This window comes from Mycobacterium neglectum (assembly GCF_002591975.1).
GTDB lineage: Bacteria > Actinomycetota > Actinomycetes > Mycobacteriales > Mycobacteriaceae > Mycobacterium > Mycobacterium neglectum.
Genome location: NZ_NVQE01000001.1, coordinates 176,083 through 192,316 on the forward strand (window position 1 = coordinate 176,083; position 16,234 = coordinate 192,316).

Here is a 16,234-nt window from a genome sequence, read left to right on the forward strand (position 1 = left end):
CCCCCGCCAACAGCCTAACGGCCGGCGGAGGACGGTTAAGACACAGATTTCAGCGCCAGCGCAGCCCTTTATCGAGTGTGGCGCGATGGCGGCCGGGACCGACGTTCGCGATAGGCCGCGACGTGTTGGCGGTTTCCGCAGTTTCCGGTGTCGCAGAACTTTCCCGAGCGATTGCGCGAGAGGTCCACCAATACCGCGTCGCAATCGGACGCGGCGCAGATCTTGAGCCGGCGCAACTCGCCGATGCGGATCAGGTCGGCCAGCGCCATGGCCATCTCCGCCCCCATCCGCTGCCAGAGTGGATCGTGCACCGACGCCAGGTGCAGGTGCCACTCGGGCATCTCCGCATGGCGGGTCAGCCACGGTGCTGCGTGGGTGTCGCTCAGCAGTGCATTCACCAGAGAAACCGCTTGCTCCTCGTCGCCGGCGACGGACCAGATCGCGCCGAGCCGCTCCCGCAGGCGATGCACCGAATCCAGTTCAGCCGCATCGCGGTCGCGTCTGCCGGTCCAGCCGAACCCATCGAGGTATACATCGAGTTCCCCCAGGTGAGCGAGCTGTTCGCCATCAATCCGGTCGCTGTTCACCAGCACACATGCGGCGCGCAATGTGAGCTCAGTGTCATGACTGAAAAGCATTTGACTCATGACCCCCTTCCCGGCTACGGTCATGACCAAAGTTAATTTTACTCATTACATGCCGGAGGTGCACCCGTGACCGCGAATCAGGCCCGCGCGTCCGTCGACCATTTCCGGCTCGGGCTGTTGTTCGCCGTCGGTTCCGCCCTTGCATTTGGGTCATCGGGTCCGTTCGCCAAAGCGCTGATGGAGGCTGGCTGGACACCGACGGCAGCCGTCGTCGCCCGCCTCGCCGGCGGCGCCCTGGTGATGGCCGTGTTCGCAACGATCGTTCGGCCCGGCTGGGTCCGCGAGGCGCTGCGCCACACGAAGACCGTCATTCTGTACGGGGCAATCCCGATCGCCGGTGCGCAACTCTTCTACTACAACGCGGTCGCGCATCTGTCCGTCGGCGTCGCGCTGCTGTTGGAGTACACGGCGCCGATTCTCGTCGTCGCCTGGGTCTGGATGACCACGCGGCGCAGGCCGACCAACCTGACGCTCGTCGGCGTCGCATTGGCGGTTGCCGGAATCATGTTGGTGCTGAACGTGTTCAGCGGTGCTCATATCAACCTGGTCGGCGTCGGCTGGGGGTTGGCCGCTGCGGTATGTGCTGCGTGCTACTTCGTGATGTCGGCCAACGCCAGCAACGGCTCGGCCGACAGCGAGGGCGTCAACCCCATCACGCTGGCCGCGGCCGGCCTGGTGGTCGGCGCCGCTGCGGTCACGCTGCTGGGTGTCGTGGGCATCATGCCGTTGACGTTCACGACCAACGACACCGTCATCGCCGGGTGGACCACCTCGTGGTTGGTTCCGGTCGTCGCGCTGGGAGTGGTGGCCACCGCGGTCGCGTACACACTCGGCATCGTGGGCATCGCGATGTTGCGTCCACGGTTCGCCTCACTGGTCGGCCTGTCCGAGGTGATGTTCGCCGTGCTGGCGGCCTGGGTGCTGCTGGGCGAGGCGATGACGCCGATTCAGGCGGTCGGCGGAGCCGTCGTTCTGGTGGGCTTGGCGCTGGCCCGTCAGGGCGACCGCAGCGAGGAGTCCGCCGACGTGACACTGCCCGAGGGTGTGCCTGCCGGGCACGCGGCAGACCGCTGACCTCAGATAATTGACGCGAGCGTCGACAGCAAGCGGTTGGCCGCAACCGGCCCCGATATGGGAAAATGGCCGACGTGAGTTTGCTCCGGATGTCATCGCGGCTGGCCGTGGTCGTTTCGACCGTTTTCTGTGCTGCTTCAGCACTCGTCGCCCCGTCGGCGGTGGCGCAGCCCGGACACCAGCCCGGGCCCGTGCCCGGGCCGGGACCGTCCCCCGGGCCGATCGCGGCGAACGCACCCGGCCCCGTCGCGACGCAGGCATCGTCATGCTCCGACATCGAGGTCATCTTCGCGCGGGGAACCGACGACACACCAGGGCTCGGAACGCCAGGCTCGGCGTTCGTCAGTGCGCTGCGCCCGCTGGTCGGCGGTCGTACCGTGAGCTCGTACGCGGTCAACTATCCCGCGTCGTACGACTTCCTGGCCGCTGCCGACGGCGCCCGCGATGCCGAGAACCGCGTCGCGATGATGTCGCAGCAGTGCCCGTCGACACGGATCGTGCTCGGCGGATACTCGCAAGGCGCTGCCGTCATCGACATGCTGGCCGGAGTCCCGCCGCTGGGCAACAAGATCGGCGACATCGGTTCGGCGGCTCCGCTGAGCCCGAGCCTGCAATCCAACATCGCTGCGGTAGCCGTGTTCGGCAACCCCGCAACGAAGTTCAGCAATCCGCTCACCAGCTCGGTATTCGGCGGTAGGGCGATCGACCTGTGCAAGGACGGCGACCCCATCTGCTCGGACGGCAGGAACCCGTTCGCACACAACGATTACGTGTCCGCGGGCATGGTTGCGCAGGCCGCGAACTTTGTCGCTGGACGGGTTTGACGGGTTCATCTCGGCTAGCGGCTACCCTGTTGATCTTGTGACCTTCGATCGACTCCGCAGCCGGCTCATCGTCGCGCTAGCCGCCACGCTGACCGCCTCCGCCGCGCTCCTCGCGCCCGCACTGTCCCCCACGCCGATCGGTGTCCTTGGAACCGCATCGGCCCAAGGTTGCCCCGACATCGAGGTCGTGTTCGCGCGCGGCACCAATGAGGACGCCGGCCTCGGCGTCGTGGGCGGCACCTTCGTCGACCAATTGCGGGGCAAGGTCGGCGGCAGATCCGTTGGCGCATACGCGGTCAACTACCCCGCGACGTTCGACTTCCTCAAGGCGGCCGCCGGGGCCAACGACGCGAGCGGCCACATCCAGTACATGGTGAACACCTGCCCCAACACCCGACTGGTGCTGGGCGGGTATTCGCAAGGTGCGGCGGTGATCGATGTGATCAGCGCTGTGCCGGTACCCGGCATCGGCTTCGACAACCCGCTGCCGCCCAACGTGCCCGAGCACGTCGCGGCGATCGCCGTCTTCGGCAATCCGTCCGCCAAGCTGGGTCTGCCCCTCACGGTCAGCCCCGTTTGGGGGGGTAGGTCCATCGACCTGTGCAACCCGGGCGATCCGATCTGCCAGACGAACGGCGAGGATGTCGCCGCACACCGGGCGTACGCGGGCGGGCCCACCAACGTGGCCGCCGACTTCGTCGCTGGACACCTCTGAGCTGGACCTATACCGCTAGTCACGGGTGTGTCAATCGTTTTCCATTAACATCCGTGGGGTGATCCGCCGCCATCTGCTCACCGGCCTCGTCGCCGCCCTCGTTTTCGGTGCCCTGCTCGTCGCCCCTCAAACCGTCGCCACGCTGACGCCTTCGGCGAATGCCCAGTCGTGCCCTGATGTCGAGGTGATCTTCGCCCGCGGCCGGCAGGAATCGGCCGGTGTCGGAAGGCTCGGCAATGCGTTCATCAGCGCGCTGCGCAACAAGACGAACAAGAACATCGACGTCTATGCGGTGCAGTACCCCGCCGACAGCGAGATCGACGTGGGCGCCAACGACATGAGCGGCCACATCCAGCACATGATTGCCACCTGCCCGGATACGCGGTTGGTCCTCGGCGGCTACTCGCTCGGCGCAGCAGTCACCGACGTGGTGCTCGCAGTGCCGTTCGCGTTCTTCGGCTGGGACAATCCGTTGCCGCCCGGCGCCGACACGCATATCGCCGCGGTCGCGCTGTTCGGCAACGGCGCCGCGTGGATTGGACCGATCACGAATTTCAATCCGCTCTACCGCGAGCGGACCATCGAGTTGTGCCACGGCGCCGACCCCATCTGCAACCCGGCCGATCCGAACACGTGGGAAGACAACTGGCCCGCCCACCTGGCCGGTGCGTACATCGACGCGGGCATGGCAAACCAGGCGGCCGACTTCGTCGCGGGTCGGATCTAGTCGATCACCCGTAGATCGCGGGTGACCTTCGTACGGGCCTCGAGCTCGGCGTCGGGCGGATAGTCGACGCCGACGAGCGTCAGGCCCTGCGGCGGTGCCGCCGCGAACTCACTGGATCGGTTCGTCGCCTTCAACAGCGTGGCGCACCAGCCGGGTTCGCGGCGGTGTTCACCGACTGCCAGCAGTGCGCCCACGACCGACCGCACCATCGCCCAGCAGAACGCGTCCGCGGTGACATGGGCGGTGACCCGGTCTCCGTCGCGTGACCACTCCAGTCTCTGCAGATCGCGAATGGTGGTGGCGCCGTCGCGATGGCGGCAGAACGCCGCGAAGTCATGCAGTCCCAATAGATCCCGCGATGCCGCCGCAATGGCGTCGATATCCAGCGGCCGGGGCCACGCCGTGACGAAGCGGGCGTCCTGCGGTTCAACACCGTACGGCGCCGTTGAAAGACGGTAGACGTAGTGCCGGCGCAGCGCGGAGAATCGGGCATCGAAACCCGTTGCCGCGCGGCCGATGTCGAGCACTCGCACATCGGTGGGTACGAACTTGGCAAGCCGTTGGACAAGCGGAAGAAACTCGCTCTGACCGGGTCGGGTCGTGCGGGGATACGCGTGCGGCAGCGCCTCGGCCGGCACATCGACATGGGCGACCTGCCCCGTGGCATGAACGCCGGTGTCGGTGCGTCCGGCCGCGCGAAGTTGCACCCGGGTGCGAAACACCGTCGACAAGGCGTCGTCGAGCACACCTGCCACGGTGCGCTGTCCGGTCTGTGCCGCCCAGCCCGCGAAGTCCGTTCCGTCGTAGGCGATGTCGAGACGAAGACGAACAAGCCCGCCACCGTTGTCGATGGCGGGCTTGTTCATAGCTTCGCTATTTGGCGTCGTCGGCCTTCTCGTCAGCCTCGGCTTCGGCGACCTCTTCGGCGGCCTCAGCTTCCTGGGCCTCCTCGATCGCTGAGTCTTCCGCCTTGACCTCGTCGACGGTCTCTTCAGGACCGACCGCAGCCTCGGGCTCAACCGCAGCCTGCGGTGCCGCGGCAGCCGCGACCGGCGCGGCCTTCTTCGACGCTCCTGCACGGCGAGCGCGGTTGGCCTCATCGGTCACGGTCTTCTCCCGCACCAGCTCGATGACGGCCATCGGGGCGTTGTCGCCCTTGCGTGCCTCCACCTTGATGATGCGGGTGTAGCCGCCGTTGCGGTCGGAGAAGAACGGACCGATCTCGGCGAACAGCGTGTGCACCACGTCCTTGTCGCGGATCTTCTTCATCACCTCACGCCGATTGTGCAGCGTGCCCTTCTTGGCATGGGTGATGAGCTTCTCCGCATAGGGCCGCAACGCCCGCGCCTTGGGCTCGGTCGTCTTGATGCGGCCGTGCTCGAAGAGCGACGTGGCCAGGTTGGCCAGCAGTGCCTTCTGGTGCGAGGACGACCCGCCGAGGCGAGGACCCTTTGTTGGCTTGGGCATTGCGACTATCTCCTAAATGGGGCCGGCCCCCGTATCAGGTAGGACCGGGACGGTTCTCTTTCGAGAAATTGGGGCTTAGAGCTGTTCGGTTTCGGCGTAGTCCTGATTGTCATCCAGGTCGTAGCTTGCATCACTGTTCCAGGTGCCGGTGGCGACGTCGTAGCCGGCGACCTCGGACGGATCAAACGTCGCCGGGCTGTCCTTGAGCGACAGACCGAGCTGGTGCAGCTTGATCTTGACCTCGTCGATGGACTTCTGGCCGAAGTTGCGGATGTCCAGCAGATCGGACTCCGTGCGGGCCACGAGCTCGCCCACCGTGTGCACACCTTCGCGCTTGAGGCAGTTGTACGACCGCACCGTGAGGTCCAGGTCGTCGATCGGCAACGCGAAGCTGGCGATGTGATCGGCCTCGGCGGGCGACGGGCCGATCTCGATACCCTCGGCCTCGACGTTGAGTTCCCTTGCCAGACCGAACAATTCGACTAGCGTCTTGCCTGCGGACGCCAGCGCGTCCCGAGCGGTGATCGAATTCTTTGTCTCGACGTCGAGAATCAGCTTGTCGAAGTCGGTGCGCTGCTCGACGCGGGTGGCCTCCACCTTGTAGGTCACCTTGAGCACCGGGCTGTAGATGGAATCGACCGGGATGCGGCCGATTTCGGCGCCCGAGGCCTTGTTTTGCACGGCGGGCACGTAACCGCGCCCGCGCTCGACAACCAGCTCCACCTCGAGCTTGCCCTTGTCGTTGAGGGTGGCAATGTGCATCTCGGGGTTGTGCACCGTCACACCGGCCGGCGGAACGATGTCACCCGCGGTGACCGCACCTGGGCCCTGCTTGCGCAGGTACATGGTGACCGGCTCGTCTTCCTCCGAGGACACGACCAGACCCTTGAGGTTCAGGATGATGTCGGTGACGTCTTCCTTCACCCCGGGGACGGTGGTGAACTCGTGCAGCACGCCGTCGATGCGAATGCTGGTGACCGCCGCGCCCGGGATGGACGACAGCAGCGTGCGCCGAAGCGAATTGCCAAGCGTGTAACCGAATCCGGGCTCCAGCGGCTCGATGACGAACTGGGACCGATTCTCCGAGGTGACCTCTTCGGACAAAGTGGGTCGCTGAGAAATCAGCATTTTTCTTCTTCTCCTTTTGACGCCCGCTATTTGACGTCTCTTGGGGGTGCTCGGGGGGCGGCGCCCCCCGAGGGTTTACTTCGAGTAGAGCTCGACGATCAGCTGTTCGGTCAGCGGGATGTCGATCTGCGCGCGCTCGGGCAGCTGGTGCACCAGGATGCGCTGACGTTCGCCGATGACCTGCAGCCAGCCCGGGATCGGACGATCGCCCGCGGTTTCGCGCGCGACCTCGAAAGGCAGCGTGTTGAGCGACTTTTCCTTGACGTCGATGATGTCGTACTGCGACACCCGGTAGCTCGGGATGTCGACCTTGACACCGTTGACCGTGAAGTGGCCGTGGCTGACCAGCTGACGCGCCATCCGGCGGGTGCGAGCCAGGCCTGCGCGGTAGACGACGTTGTCCAGCCGGCTCTCGAGGATGCGCAGCAGGTTGTCGCCGGTCTTGCCGGGCTGCCGGTTGGCCTCTTCGTAGTAGCGACGGAACTGCTTCTCCATCACGCCGTAGCTGAAGCGGGCCTTCTGCTTCTCCTGCAGCTGCTGGCGATATTCGCTCTCCTTGATCCGCGCGCGACCGTGCTGGCCGGGCGGATAGGGGCGCTTCTCGAACGATTGATCGCCGCCGACCAGGTCGACGCCGAGGCGACGCGACTTGCGGGTTGCGGGTCCGGTGTAACGAGCCATTATCTGTAGTCCTCCTAGACCCGGCGCCGCTTGGGCGGACGGCAGCCGTTGTGCGGCTGCGGCGTGACATCGGCGATCGCGCCGACCTCGAGGCCTGCGGCCTGCAACGAGCGGATGGCGGTTTCGCGGCCCGAGCCCGGGCCCTTCACGAAGACGTCGACCTTCTTGACGCCGTGCTCCTGCGCCTTGCGAGCGGCGTTCTCGGCGGCCAGCTGCGCGGCGAACGGGGTCGACTTACGCGAGCCCTTGAATCCGACGTGCCCCGAGGACGCCCATGCGATGACGTTGCCCTGCGGGTCGGTGATCGTCACGATCGTGTTGTTGAACGTGCTCTTGATGTGAGCGGCGCCGTGCGGGACATTCTTCTTTTCCCGGCGACGGGTCTTCTGAGCCTTCTTGGGCGCTCCGCCTGCTACCTTCTTTGCGGGTGGCATTACTTGGCCTTCTTCTTACCGGCGATGGTGCGCTTCGGGCCCTTGCGGGTGCGCGCATTGGTCTTGGTCCGCTGGCCACGCACCGGCAGGCCGCGGCGGTGCCGCAGACCCTGGTAGCAGCCGATCTCGATCTTGCGGCGGATATCGGACTGCACCTCGCGGCGCAGGTCGCCCTCCACCTTGAGGTTGCCCTCGATGTACTCACGCAACTGGGACACCTGATCGTCGGTCAGGTCCTTGGTGCGCAGGTTCCGGTCGATGCCGGTGGCTTCCAGGATCTCCTGGGAGCGGGTACGGCCGACGCCGTAGATGTAGGTCAGGGCGATCTCCATGCGCTTATCGCGCGGGAGGTCAACGCCCACTAGACGTGCCACAGTGGTGTGTTCCTTCTCGTTGCGGAGGTCTGTTCCCAGTCCGTTCCCGACGGCGTCGGGGTTTGGCCTCCGTGCCAAACGTGGGCAAGCGGCGTATCCGCTCAGTGGTACCGGGATTTCGTCATTGAGTTGTCTAGGGAAGCGGAAGCGCGACTAGCCCTGTCTCTGCTTGTGGCGTGGATCAGAGCAGATCACCATGACCCGCCCATGCCGACGGATCACCCTGCACTTGTCGCAGATGGGCTTGACGCTCGGGTTCACCTTCACGGCTATGTCGATCCTTCTTCTGTGCTTCTAGTTACTTGTACCGGTAAACGATGCGGCCCCGAGAAAGGTCGTATGGAGACAGCTCCACTACGACACGGTCCTCGGGCAGAATGCGGATGTAGTGCTGCCGCATCTTGCCGCTGATGTGGGCGAGAACCTTGTGACCGTTCTCCAGCTCAATGCGAAACATCGCATTGGGCAGGGGCTCGACCACGCGACCCTCGACCTCGATGGCACCGTCTTTCTTGGCCATTATCTTTCGGAGATCCTCCGTGTCCTAACGATTCGTTGGCGCCTTCCCGCCGCGAACGGCGGATACTGCTCGGGCGCAGTTGCACTCCGACTACAAAACGTGAGCCTGTAGCCAGAAATTCCAGCGATTCGAGGACAGAGTGCACGCAAAGAGCCGGCGCGGAAGCCGCACCGTCGATCCATACTACCCGTTCGGCCGTCGCTCCCAAAATCGCAGAACTTGCAGCTCAGCGCATAGACCGTGCGAGGCGGGTGGAAAGAGCCGGACCGACCGGTTCGCTCATGGCGAACCCTAACCCTGACCCTGATATCGGCTGGACGACGGGCGCATACTTATATCCGATGACTGCACCTGCTGCGGAGGCCCGCAAACCCGCAATTCTCACCGTCGACGACGACCCGGCAGTGTCTCGCGCGGTAGCCCGCGACCTGCGGCGCCACTACGGCGAGCGGTACCGGATCCTGCGCGCCGAGTCCGGCGCCGACGCGCTCGCCACCTTGAAGGAACTCAAGCTGCGCGGCGACACCGTCGCGGTTTTCGTCGCCGACTACCGGATGCCGCAGATGAGCGGCACCGAGTTCCTCGAGAAGGCGATGGAGTTCTTCCCTATGGCACGGCGGGTGTTGTTGACGGCATACGCCGACACACACGCCGCGATCGACGCCATCAACGTCGTCGACCTCGATCACTACCTGCTCAAGCCGTGGGATCCGCCGGAGGAGAAGCTGTATCCGGTGATCGACGGGCTGCTGGAGGAGTGGCGTGCGGTGGGCGACCGGGGTATGCCGTACACCAAGGTCATCGGCCATAGATACAACGAGCGGTCGTGGGAGGTGCGCCAGTTCCTGGCCCGCAACGGCTACTCGTTCCGCGCCGTCAACTCCGACGAGCCCAAAGGTTCGCAGCTCCTCGAGGCCGCGGGGCTCGACGACAAGAGGCTCCCGGTCGTCATCACCGAAAAGGGCGAAACGCTCGTCGAGCCGTCGGATGTCGAACTGGCCACGCTGCTCGGCCTGTCGACCAGCCCGCAGCTGGAAATGTATGACCTTGCGGTGATCGGCGGCGGGCCCGCGGGCCTGGCCGCAGCGGTATATGGCGCATCGGAGGGCCTCAAGACGGTCCTGATCGAGAAGGCCACCACCGGTGGTCAGGCGGGTCGCAGCTCGAAGATCGAGAACTACCTGGGCTTCGAGAACGGCATCTCCGGTGTCAACCTGACGACGACGGCGCGCAGGCAAGCCGAGCGTTTCGGCGCAGAGGTCATCACGACCCAGGAGGCCGGCCGGCTCGAGATCAACGGCGTCGGTGCGGCCCACTCCATACGCCTCAACGGAGACAGCGCAATCGGCGCGCGCGCCGTAATCCTCGCCACGGGCGTGGACTACCGCCAACTGGAGATCACCGGATGCCGGGCGACTCCCGAAGACCCCAACGAGGCGAACTTCGTCGGCCGCGGCGTGTTCTACGGCGCCTCGGTGTCAGACAAGAGTGAATGCGCCGGCGAGGACGTCTACATCGTCGGCGGCGCCAACTCCGCAGGCCAAGCCGCGATGTACATGTCGGAAACCGCCAAATCGGTGACCATGCTGATCCGCGGTGCGTCGCTGGAGGCGGGCATGTCGCAGTACCTCGTCGACCGGATCCTCAAGTCCCCGAACATCACGGTCCGGACCTGCACCGAGGTCGTCGACACCGTGGCCTCCGACGACCACCTGTCAGGGCTGGTGCTCCTCGACAAGCGGACAGACGAGACCGAGACGGTCACCTGCGACCGGATGTGCTGCTTCATCGGCGCGACGCCCCGTACCGACTGGCTCGAGGCAGCGGGAATAGCGCGCGACGATCACGGTTTCATCCTGTCGGGACCAGATTTGCGCGACAAGGTCGGTTGGACGCTGGATCGGCCGCCGCATCATCTGGAAACAAGCGTGCCGGGTGTGTTTGTTGCAGGGGATGTGCGTTCGGAGTCCGCGAAGCGGGTTGCGGCGGCCGTCGGCGAAGGGTCGATGGCCGTGATGTTGGTGCACAGGTATCTAGCGGAAGCCTGATTGAGAGGATGGCGCCGATGAGCACGCAAAAAGAAGAGGAATGCGTGCGTGACGAGCTGCGGACCCTGTTCCTTTTCGAGGACCTGTCCGATGAGCAGCTCGACATCCTGTGCGCCGCCGGCCACATCGAAACGTTCCCTGCCGGCGCTGTCGTTCAGGAAGGCGAACCGGCGACCTGCTTCTATGTGATGATCGACGGCGAGTTGATCATGTCGAAGCGCTCTGGCGGCGTCGACATCCAGACCAACCGTACGTCTCAGCGCGGCGTGTACTTCGGGGCGTGGTCGGCCTACATCCCCGGTGAAGAGCAGGCCTACCAGGCGTCGGTACGGCTGACCAAGCCTGCCCGCTGCTTCGTGTTGGACTCGAACAAGTTCGCCGACTTCATGCGGACGCAGTTCCCCATGGCCGTCCATCTGCTCGAGGGCCACCTCGTCGGCGGACGCCGACAGACCCAGATCATCGGTCAGCGCGAGAAGCTGCTCGCACTGGGCACCATCACCGCGGGACTGACCCATCAGCTCAACAATCCGGCGGCGGCCACCGCCCGCGCGGTGGCCGACCTGCGCGAGGGCGTCGGGCACATGCGGCACAAGCTCGCGATGCTGGCCGAGGCCAAATTCACCCCGGAGGCGCTGCGCGTCCTGGTCAACATTCAGGATGAGGTTGCCGAGCAGGTCGCCAAGACCCGCGATCACGAACTGACCGCACTGGAGGCCTCCGATCGCGAAGACCAGATCGGCGAATGGTTGGAAGACCACGGCATCGCAGGCGCCTGGGACTACGCGCCGACGTTCGTGGAGGCGGGCCTGGACACCGACTGGCTCGAGCGGGTTTCGGCATTGGTCGACGACGTCGACAAGACCGCGTCGCTGCAGGGCGCGATCGGGTGGCTGAAATACACCATCGACAACGAACTACGGATGAACGAGATCGCCGAAGCCTCCAAGCGCGTCTCGGCGCTGCTCGCCGGCGCGAAGCAGTACTCGCAGATGGACAGGGGTTCCTACGGAAGCGCCGACGTGCACGAGTTGCTGCGGAGCACGCTCATGATGTTCGGCGACAAGATCGGAATGGCAGGCAAGGGCAGGCCTGTCACCCTGGTCAAGGACATGGACAAGTCGCTGCCCCAATTGCAGTGCTATCCAGGCGATCTCAATCAGGTATGGACCAACATCATCGACAACGCCATTCAGGCGATGGGCGGGCACGGCACCTTGACCATCCGGACGGCACGTGAGAACGACGAGATGATTCGCGTCGAGATCTGCGACGACGGCCCAGGGATCCCCGAGGACATCATCGGACGAATCTTCACCCCGTTCTTCACGACCAAGCCGTTCGGTGAGGGCACCGGCCTCGGCCTGGACCTGGCCTGGCGCATCGTGGTCGAGAAGCACGGCGGAAACATTGCGGTGCAGTCCGAACCGGGCGACACCCGGTTCATCGTGTGCCTGCCGCTGGTTACGCCCGCCCCCATCGCACCCACTCCTGGCGAGCTTTCGGCCGCGGGCACCGAATAGTTCTACTCAGGTTGGAGCAACCATGACAAAGCCCGATCTCGGCAGGTTCGGCGTGTTCGGCCACTATTCGGGGTGGCAGCAGCTCACTGCACAACAGCTCAAGGACATCGAAGCCCTTGGGTACCGCGCAATATGGGCCGGTGGCTCACCGCCGGCCGAACTCGACTGGGTCGAGCCCATTCTCGGTGCCACCGAGTCGTTGAAACTCGCGACCGGCATCGTCAACGTCTGGACCGCCGCTGCAGGCCCTGTCTCGGAGTCCTTCCACCGCATCGAGGCGGCCTACCCCGGCCGCTTCCTGCTCGGCATCGGCGTCGGCCACCCCGAGGCGCACCAGGAGTACAAGAAGCCGTACGACGCCCTGGCCGACTATCTCGACAAGCTCGACGAGTACGGCGTTCCCAAGGACCGCCGGGTGGTCGCCGCGCTGGGCCCCCAGGTGCTCAAGCTGTCGGCCCGCCGCAGCGCCGGGGCGCATCCCTACCTGACCACGCCCGAGCACACCGCGCAGGCGCGCGAGCTCGTCGGTCCCGACGCCTTCATCGCCCCCGAACACAAGGTGGTGCTGACGGCGGATGCGGACAAGGCGCGCGCCGTCGGCCGCAAGGCGCTCGACGTCTATCTGAACCTGGCCAACTACCTGAACAACTGGAAGCGTCTCGGCTTCACCGACGACGACGTCGCCAAGCCGGGCAGCGACCGCCTCGTCGACGCGGTCGTGGCGTACGGGACGACCGACGCCATCGCGGCACGACTCACCGAGCATCTGAGCGCCGGGGCCGATCATGTTCCGGTTCAGGTGTTGACGGGTACAGACAAGCTCGTGCCCGCGCTCGCCGAGCTGGCGGGCCCGCTCGGACTCCAGTGAAGGGGAACACATGACTGAGCTCAAACCCGATCTCGGCCGTTTCGGGGTATGGACATTCGGCACGCCCAAGCCCGAACAGGCCACTGAGATCGAGCGGCTGGGCTACGGCGCCATCTGGATCGGCGGCTCACCGGCCGGCGATCTCGAGTACGTCGAACCGCTGCTGGAGGCCACCGAGAGACTTCAGGTCGCCACCGGCATCATCAACGTCTGGACTGCCCCGGCCGAGCAGGTCGCCGAGGCCTATCACCGCATCGAGGACAAGCACCCGGGCCGGTTCCTGCTCGGCATCGGCATCGGCCACCCGGAGCACACCGATGAGTACCGCAAGCCCTATGACGTGCTCGTCGAATACCTCGACGCGCTCGACAGCAGGAAGGTGCCAACGAGCCGACGGGTCATCGCTGCACTCGGACCCAAAGTGCTCAAGCTATCGGCGCAGCGTAGCGCGGGCGCGCACCCCTACCTCACCACCCCGCAGCACACCGGAGAGGCTCGAAACATCTTGGGGCCGACGGTGTTTCTCGCTCCGGAACACAAAGTGGTGCTGGCGCGCGACGCCGAAGCGTCGCGGAAGATCGGCCGCGACACCGTCGATTTCTACCTCAACCTCTCCAACTACCTGAACAACTGGAAGCGGCTTGGCTTCACCGACGACGACATCGCCAAGCCGGGCAGCGACCGCCTGATCGACGCTGTCGTTGCCCACGGAACCCCCGATGACATTGCCAAGCAGCTCAACGAGCACGTGGAGGCCGGCGCCGATCATGTCGCGATCCAGGTGCTCGGCGGCTGGGACAACCTGCTGCCGACGTTGGAAGAACTGGCAGGCCCCCTCGGGCTCAAGAGCTGAGCGTTGAATTATCGTATGCATGCGCTTATCATCTGCGCATGCATACTTCATCGGACATTCTTCCCCTCCACCGCATCGCGGTACTGGCATCGGTGGACGCGGTCAATGCCGTCACACCCGACGATCTCGCCCGGCCGACGCCGTGCGCCGGTTGGGACCTGGCGGCCCTGCTCGCGCACATGACCGTCCAGCACCGCGGCTTCGCGTCGGCGGCTCGCGGCGGGACCGACCTCGAGGTGTGGGATCCCGCGACCGTCGCCGACGCGGTCGCCGCAGACCCCACCGGTTCCTATTCGGCGGCCGCCGACGATGTGCTCACAGCGTTCGGGGCTGACGGCGCGCTCGACGCAACCTTCGCGCTCCCCGAATTCGGGCCGGGCGCAACATTTCCGGCGACGATGGCCATCGGTTTCCATTTCGTCGACTATGTGGTGCACGGCTGGGACGTCGCGCGCAGCGTCGGCGCAGCATTCGAGCTGCCGCGCGACGTCATCGAAGCCGTATTGCCGATCGCATTCGCCGTCCCCGATGGCGAATTCCGCGCCGAGGAGGGCAGCCCGTTCCGTCGTGCCGTCGAGGTCGACGACGATGCCAGCGCCATGGACCGGGTACTCGCCCATCTCGGCCGCTCGCCGGCCTGGACGCGCAGCCATCGTCCCACTTCCATACGGGTCAGCCCGGCCCGATGATCCCATCGGCCCGTTGGTTAGGGTTTGACCATGCGGTTACTGGTCACTGGCGGTGCCGGCTTCATCGGCGCCAACTTCGTCCACGTTGCTGCGCGCGAACACACAGTGACCGTTCTCGATGCGCTGACCTACGCGGGTAGCCGCGAGTCACTGGTGCCGGTCGAGAACGAGATCCGGCTGGTGCAGGGCGATATCACCGACTCCGAGTTGGTCGGCAAGCTGGTCGCCGAGGCCGACGCCGTCGTACACTTCGCCGCCGAAACCCACGTCGACAACTCGCTGTCCGGGCCGGAGCCGTTTCTGCATGCCAACGTCGTCGGCACGTTCACCATCCTGGAGGCGGTCCGCGCGCACGAGGTTCGGCTGCACCATATCTCGACCGACGAGGTATACGGCGATCTGGAACTCGGCAGCCCGCAGCGGTTCACCGAGTCGACGCCGTACAACCCGTCGAGCCCGTACTCGTCGACGAAGGCCGCGGGCGACATGCTGGTGCGCGCCTGGGTGCGGTCCTACGCTGTGCGCGCGACGATCTCGAACTGCTCGAACAACTACGGGCCCTACCAACACGTGGAGAAGTTCATTCCGCGCCAGATCACCAACGTGCTGACCGGGCGTCGACCCAAGCTCTACGGAGCCGGCGCCAATGTGCGCGACTGGATCCACGTCGACGATCACAACAGCGCGGTGTGGCGCATTCTGTCCGACGGGCAGATCGGCCGAACGTATCTGATCGGCGCGAACGGGGAACGCGACAATCTCACTGTGATGCGCACGATCCTGCGGTTGATGGATCGCGATCCCGACGACTTCGACCACGTCACCGACCGCGTCGGCCACGACCTGCGATACGCGATCGACGCATCTCCGCTGCGCGACGAGTTGGGCTGGAGTCCCTCGCACACCGATTTCGAGGATGGTCTTCGCGACACGATCGAGTGGTACCGGGCCAACGAATCATGGTGGGCCCCATTGAAGGACGGCGTCGAAGCCGGTTACGCAGGGCGCAACCAGTGACGTTCCGCGAGCTCTCGGTGCCCGGTGCGTGGGAGATCACCCCTCGCGTGCACCGCGATTCGCGCGGCGCATTCTTCGAGTGGTTCACCGATTCAGAGTTCACCGCACTCGCCGGGCATCGGTTCGATCTGCGTCAGGCCAACTGTTCGGTGTCGGCCGCCGGGACACTGCGGGGCGTTCACTTCGCCCAGCTGCCGCCGAGCCAGGCCAAGTACGTCGGATGCCCGCGCGGCAAGGTGCTCGATGTGGTCGTCGACATCAGGGTCGGGTCGCCGACCTTCGGACAGTGGGATTCGGTTGTCCTCGACGACACCGACCGGCGGTCCATCTACATCTCCGAGGGCCTGGGCCATGCTTTCTTTGCGCTGGAAGACGATTCGACGGTGATGTACCTGTGTTCGACGCCGTACAGCCCCGGACGGGAGCACACGATCAATCCGCTTGATCCCGCACTGGACATCGCCTGGCCGAAGGTCGACGGTGGGTCCATTCTGTCGGATCGGGACCGTGCAGCGCCGACGCTGGCGGAGGCCGAAGCCGCTGGTCTGCTGCCGACCTGGGACGAGACGCGGGCGTTCGCCGACGAGTTGCGGCGACGCTAGCGCAACTCCTCCTACGCACCCTTGCGCACGCCAACCCGGCATT

The 16,234-nt window shown here is 65.5% G+C and carries 20 protein-coding genes; 11 read left to right on the plus strand and 9 right to left on the minus strand.

The window, feature by feature from the left end:
* Positions 1-68: 68 nt before the first annotated feature.
* Entirely contained in the window at positions 69-638 is a 570-nt protein-coding gene (locus tag CSQ99_RS00810; RefSeq protein WP_099037133.1) for a CGNR zinc finger domain-containing protein, read from the minus strand.
* Positions 639-713: 75 nt separating this feature from the next.
* Here CSQ99_RS00810 and CSQ99_RS00815 point away from each other — a divergent pair, with 75 nt between their 5' ends.
* From CSQ99_RS00815 to CSQ99_RS00830, 4 genes are all read left to right on the plus strand, one after another.
* Complete coding sequence (locus tag CSQ99_RS00815; protein WP_099037134.1) at positions 714-1,721, plus strand: EamA family transporter; 1,008 nt, start codon at positions 714-716, stop codon at positions 1,719-1,721.
* A 65-nt stretch (positions 1,722-1,786) separates the two neighbouring features.
* Entirely contained in the window at positions 1,787-2,545 is a 759-nt protein-coding gene (locus tag CSQ99_RS00820) for a cutinase family protein (protein ID WP_245908597.1), read from the plus strand.
* A 37-nt stretch (positions 2,546-2,582) separates the two neighbouring features.
* Positions 2,583-3,260: a cutinase family protein gene (locus tag CSQ99_RS00825; protein WP_099037135.1), complete on the plus strand. Its 678-nt coding sequence runs from the start codon at positions 2,583-2,585 to the stop codon at positions 3,258-3,260.
* A 58-nt stretch (positions 3,261-3,318) separates the two neighbouring features.
* The gene (locus CSQ99_RS00830) at positions 3,319-3,987 is read left to right on the plus strand and encodes a cutinase family protein (RefSeq protein WP_099037136.1); all 669 of its coding nucleotides are present in this window, start codon (positions 3,319-3,321) and stop codon (positions 3,985-3,987) included.
* Here CSQ99_RS00830 and truA read toward each other — a convergent pair.
* From truA to infA, 8 genes are all read right to left on the minus strand, one after another.
* Complete coding sequence (gene truA, locus CSQ99_RS00835; RefSeq protein WP_099037137.1) at positions 3,984-4,853, minus strand: tRNA pseudouridine(38-40) synthase TruA; 870 nt, start codon at positions 4,851-4,853, stop codon at positions 3,984-3,986. The two genes, CSQ99_RS00830 and truA, sit on opposite strands and share 4 nt — an antisense overlap.
* Positions 4,854-4,860: 7 nt before the next feature.
* Positions 4,861-5,454 (minus strand): 50S ribosomal protein L17, encoded by a 594-nt coding sequence (gene rplQ / locus CSQ99_RS00840; RefSeq protein ID WP_099037138.1) that lies wholly within the window; start codon positions 5,452-5,454, stop codon positions 4,861-4,863.
* Between the two features lie 75 nt (positions 5,455-5,529).
* On the minus strand, positions 5,530-6,582 hold the full coding sequence (locus CSQ99_RS00845; protein WP_099037139.1) for a DNA-directed RNA polymerase subunit alpha: 1,053 nt from the start codon (positions 6,580-6,582) through the stop codon (positions 5,530-5,532).
* Positions 6,583-6,657: 75 nt separating this feature from the next.
* Positions 6,658-7,263, minus strand: coding sequence for a 30S ribosomal protein S4 (gene rpsD / locus CSQ99_RS00850; RefSeq protein ID WP_099037140.1), 606 nt, complete (start codon positions 7,261-7,263; stop codon positions 6,658-6,660).
* A gap of 14 nt (positions 7,264-7,277) precedes the next feature.
* The gene (gene rpsK / locus CSQ99_RS00855; RefSeq protein WP_099037141.1) at positions 7,278-7,697 is read right to left on the minus strand and encodes a 30S ribosomal protein S11; all 420 of its coding nucleotides are present in this window, start codon (positions 7,695-7,697) and stop codon (positions 7,278-7,280) included.
* The gene (rpsM, locus tag CSQ99_RS00860; protein ID WP_099037142.1) at positions 7,697-8,071 is read right to left on the minus strand and encodes a 30S ribosomal protein S13; all 375 of its coding nucleotides are present in this window, start codon (positions 8,069-8,071) and stop codon (positions 7,697-7,699) included. The genes rpsK and rpsM overlap by 1 nt, the downstream gene beginning before the upstream one ends.
* 153 nt (positions 8,072-8,224) lie before the next feature.
* Positions 8,225-8,338: a 50S ribosomal protein L36 gene (gene rpmJ / locus CSQ99_RS00865; RefSeq protein ID WP_003879483.1), complete on the minus strand. Its 114-nt coding sequence runs from the start codon at positions 8,336-8,338 to the stop codon at positions 8,225-8,227.
* Positions 8,339-8,369: 31 nt separating this feature from the next.
* Entirely contained in the window at positions 8,370-8,591 is a 222-nt protein-coding gene (gene infA, locus CSQ99_RS00870) for a translation initiation factor IF-1 (RefSeq protein WP_003418601.1), read from the minus strand.
* Positions 8,592-8,932: 341 nt separating this feature from the next.
* On the opposite strand from infA, the gene CSQ99_RS00875 reads away from it, so the two are divergent.
* The 7 genes from CSQ99_RS00875 to CSQ99_RS00905 are packed head-to-tail and all read left to right on the plus strand — an operon-like array spanning position 8,933 to position 16,191.
* Positions 8,933-10,639: an NAD(P)/FAD-dependent oxidoreductase gene (locus tag CSQ99_RS00875; protein ID WP_099037143.1), complete on the plus strand. Its 1,707-nt coding sequence runs from the start codon at positions 8,933-8,935 to the stop codon at positions 10,637-10,639.
* A 17-nt stretch (positions 10,640-10,656) separates the two neighbouring features.
* Positions 10,657-12,162: an ATP-binding protein gene (locus tag CSQ99_RS00880; RefSeq protein WP_099037340.1), complete on the plus strand. Its 1,506-nt coding sequence runs from the start codon at positions 10,657-10,659 to the stop codon at positions 12,160-12,162.
* A gap of 22 nt (positions 12,163-12,184) precedes the next feature.
* Positions 12,185-13,030 (plus strand): LLM class F420-dependent oxidoreductase, encoded by an 846-nt coding sequence (locus tag CSQ99_RS00885; protein ID WP_099037144.1) that lies wholly within the window; start codon positions 12,185-12,187, stop codon positions 13,028-13,030.
* Between the two features lie 10 nt (positions 13,031-13,040).
* On the plus strand, positions 13,041-13,883 hold the full coding sequence (locus CSQ99_RS00890) for an LLM class F420-dependent oxidoreductase (protein WP_099037145.1): 843 nt from the start codon (positions 13,041-13,043) through the stop codon (positions 13,881-13,883).
* 38 nt (positions 13,884-13,921) lie between these two features.
* Positions 13,922-14,572, plus strand: a complete 651-nt coding sequence (locus tag CSQ99_RS00895) for a TIGR03086 family metal-binding protein (protein ID WP_176560806.1) — start codon at positions 13,922-13,924, stop codon at positions 14,570-14,572.
* Between the two features lie 30 nt (positions 14,573-14,602).
* Positions 14,603-15,589 (plus strand): dTDP-glucose 4,6-dehydratase, encoded by a 987-nt coding sequence (rfbB, locus tag CSQ99_RS00900; protein ID WP_099037147.1) that lies wholly within the window; start codon positions 14,603-14,605, stop codon positions 15,587-15,589.
* A complete protein-coding gene (locus CSQ99_RS00905) occupies positions 15,586-16,191 on the plus strand; it encodes a dTDP-4-dehydrorhamnose 3,5-epimerase family protein (protein ID WP_099037148.1) in 606 nt (201 codons plus the stop codon). Before rfbB ends, CSQ99_RS00905 begins: the two co-directional genes overlap by 4 nt.
* Positions 16,192-16,234 lie beyond the last annotated feature (43 nt).

Coding starts and splice junctions, on each gene's coding strand:
- CSQ99_RS00810 (WP_099037133.1), bottom strand. CDS start 638: ATGCTTTTCAGTCATGACACTGAGCTCACATTGCGCGCCGCATGTGTG.
- CSQ99_RS00820 (WP_245908597.1), top strand. CDS start 1,787: ATGGCCGACGTGAGTTTGCTCCGGATGTCATCGCGGCTGGCCGTGGTC.
- truA (WP_099037137.1), bottom strand. CDS start 4,853: ATGAACAAGCCCGCCATCGACAACGGTGGCGGGCTTGTTCGTCTTCGT.
- rplQ (WP_099037138.1), bottom strand. CDS start 5,454: ATGCCCAAGCCAACAAAGGGTCCTCGCCTCGGCGGGTCGTCCTCGCAC.
- CSQ99_RS00845 (WP_099037139.1), bottom strand. CDS start 6,582: ATGCTGATTTCTCAGCGACCCACTTTGTCCGAAGAGGTCACCTCGGAG.
- rpsD (WP_099037140.1), bottom strand. CDS start 7,263: ATGGCTCGTTACACCGGACCCGCAACCCGCAAGTCGCGTCGCCTCGGC.
- rpsK (WP_099037141.1), bottom strand. CDS start 7,697: ATGCCACCCGCAAAGAAGGTAGCAGGCGGAGCGCCCAAGAAGGCTCAG.
- infA (WP_003418601.1), bottom strand. CDS start 8,591: ATGGCCAAGAAAGACGGTGCCATCGAGGTCGAGGGTCGCGTGGTCGAG.
- CSQ99_RS00875 (WP_099037143.1), top strand. CDS start 8,933: ATGACTGCACCTGCTGCGGAGGCCCGCAAACCCGCAATTCTCACCGTC.
- CSQ99_RS00880 (WP_099037340.1), top strand. CDS start 10,657: ATGAGCACGCAAAAAGAAGAGGAATGCGTGCGTGACGAGCTGCGGACC.
- CSQ99_RS00885 (WP_099037144.1), top strand. CDS start 12,185: ATGACAAAGCCCGATCTCGGCAGGTTCGGCGTGTTCGGCCACTATTCG.
- CSQ99_RS00890 (WP_099037145.1), top strand. CDS start 13,041: ATGACTGAGCTCAAACCCGATCTCGGCCGTTTCGGGGTATGGACATTC.
- CSQ99_RS00895 (WP_176560806.1), top strand. CDS start 13,922: ATGCATACTTCATCGGACATTCTTCCCCTCCACCGCATCGCGGTACTG.
- rfbB (WP_099037147.1), top strand. CDS start 14,603: ATGCGGTTACTGGTCACTGGCGGTGCCGGCTTCATCGGCGCCAACTTC.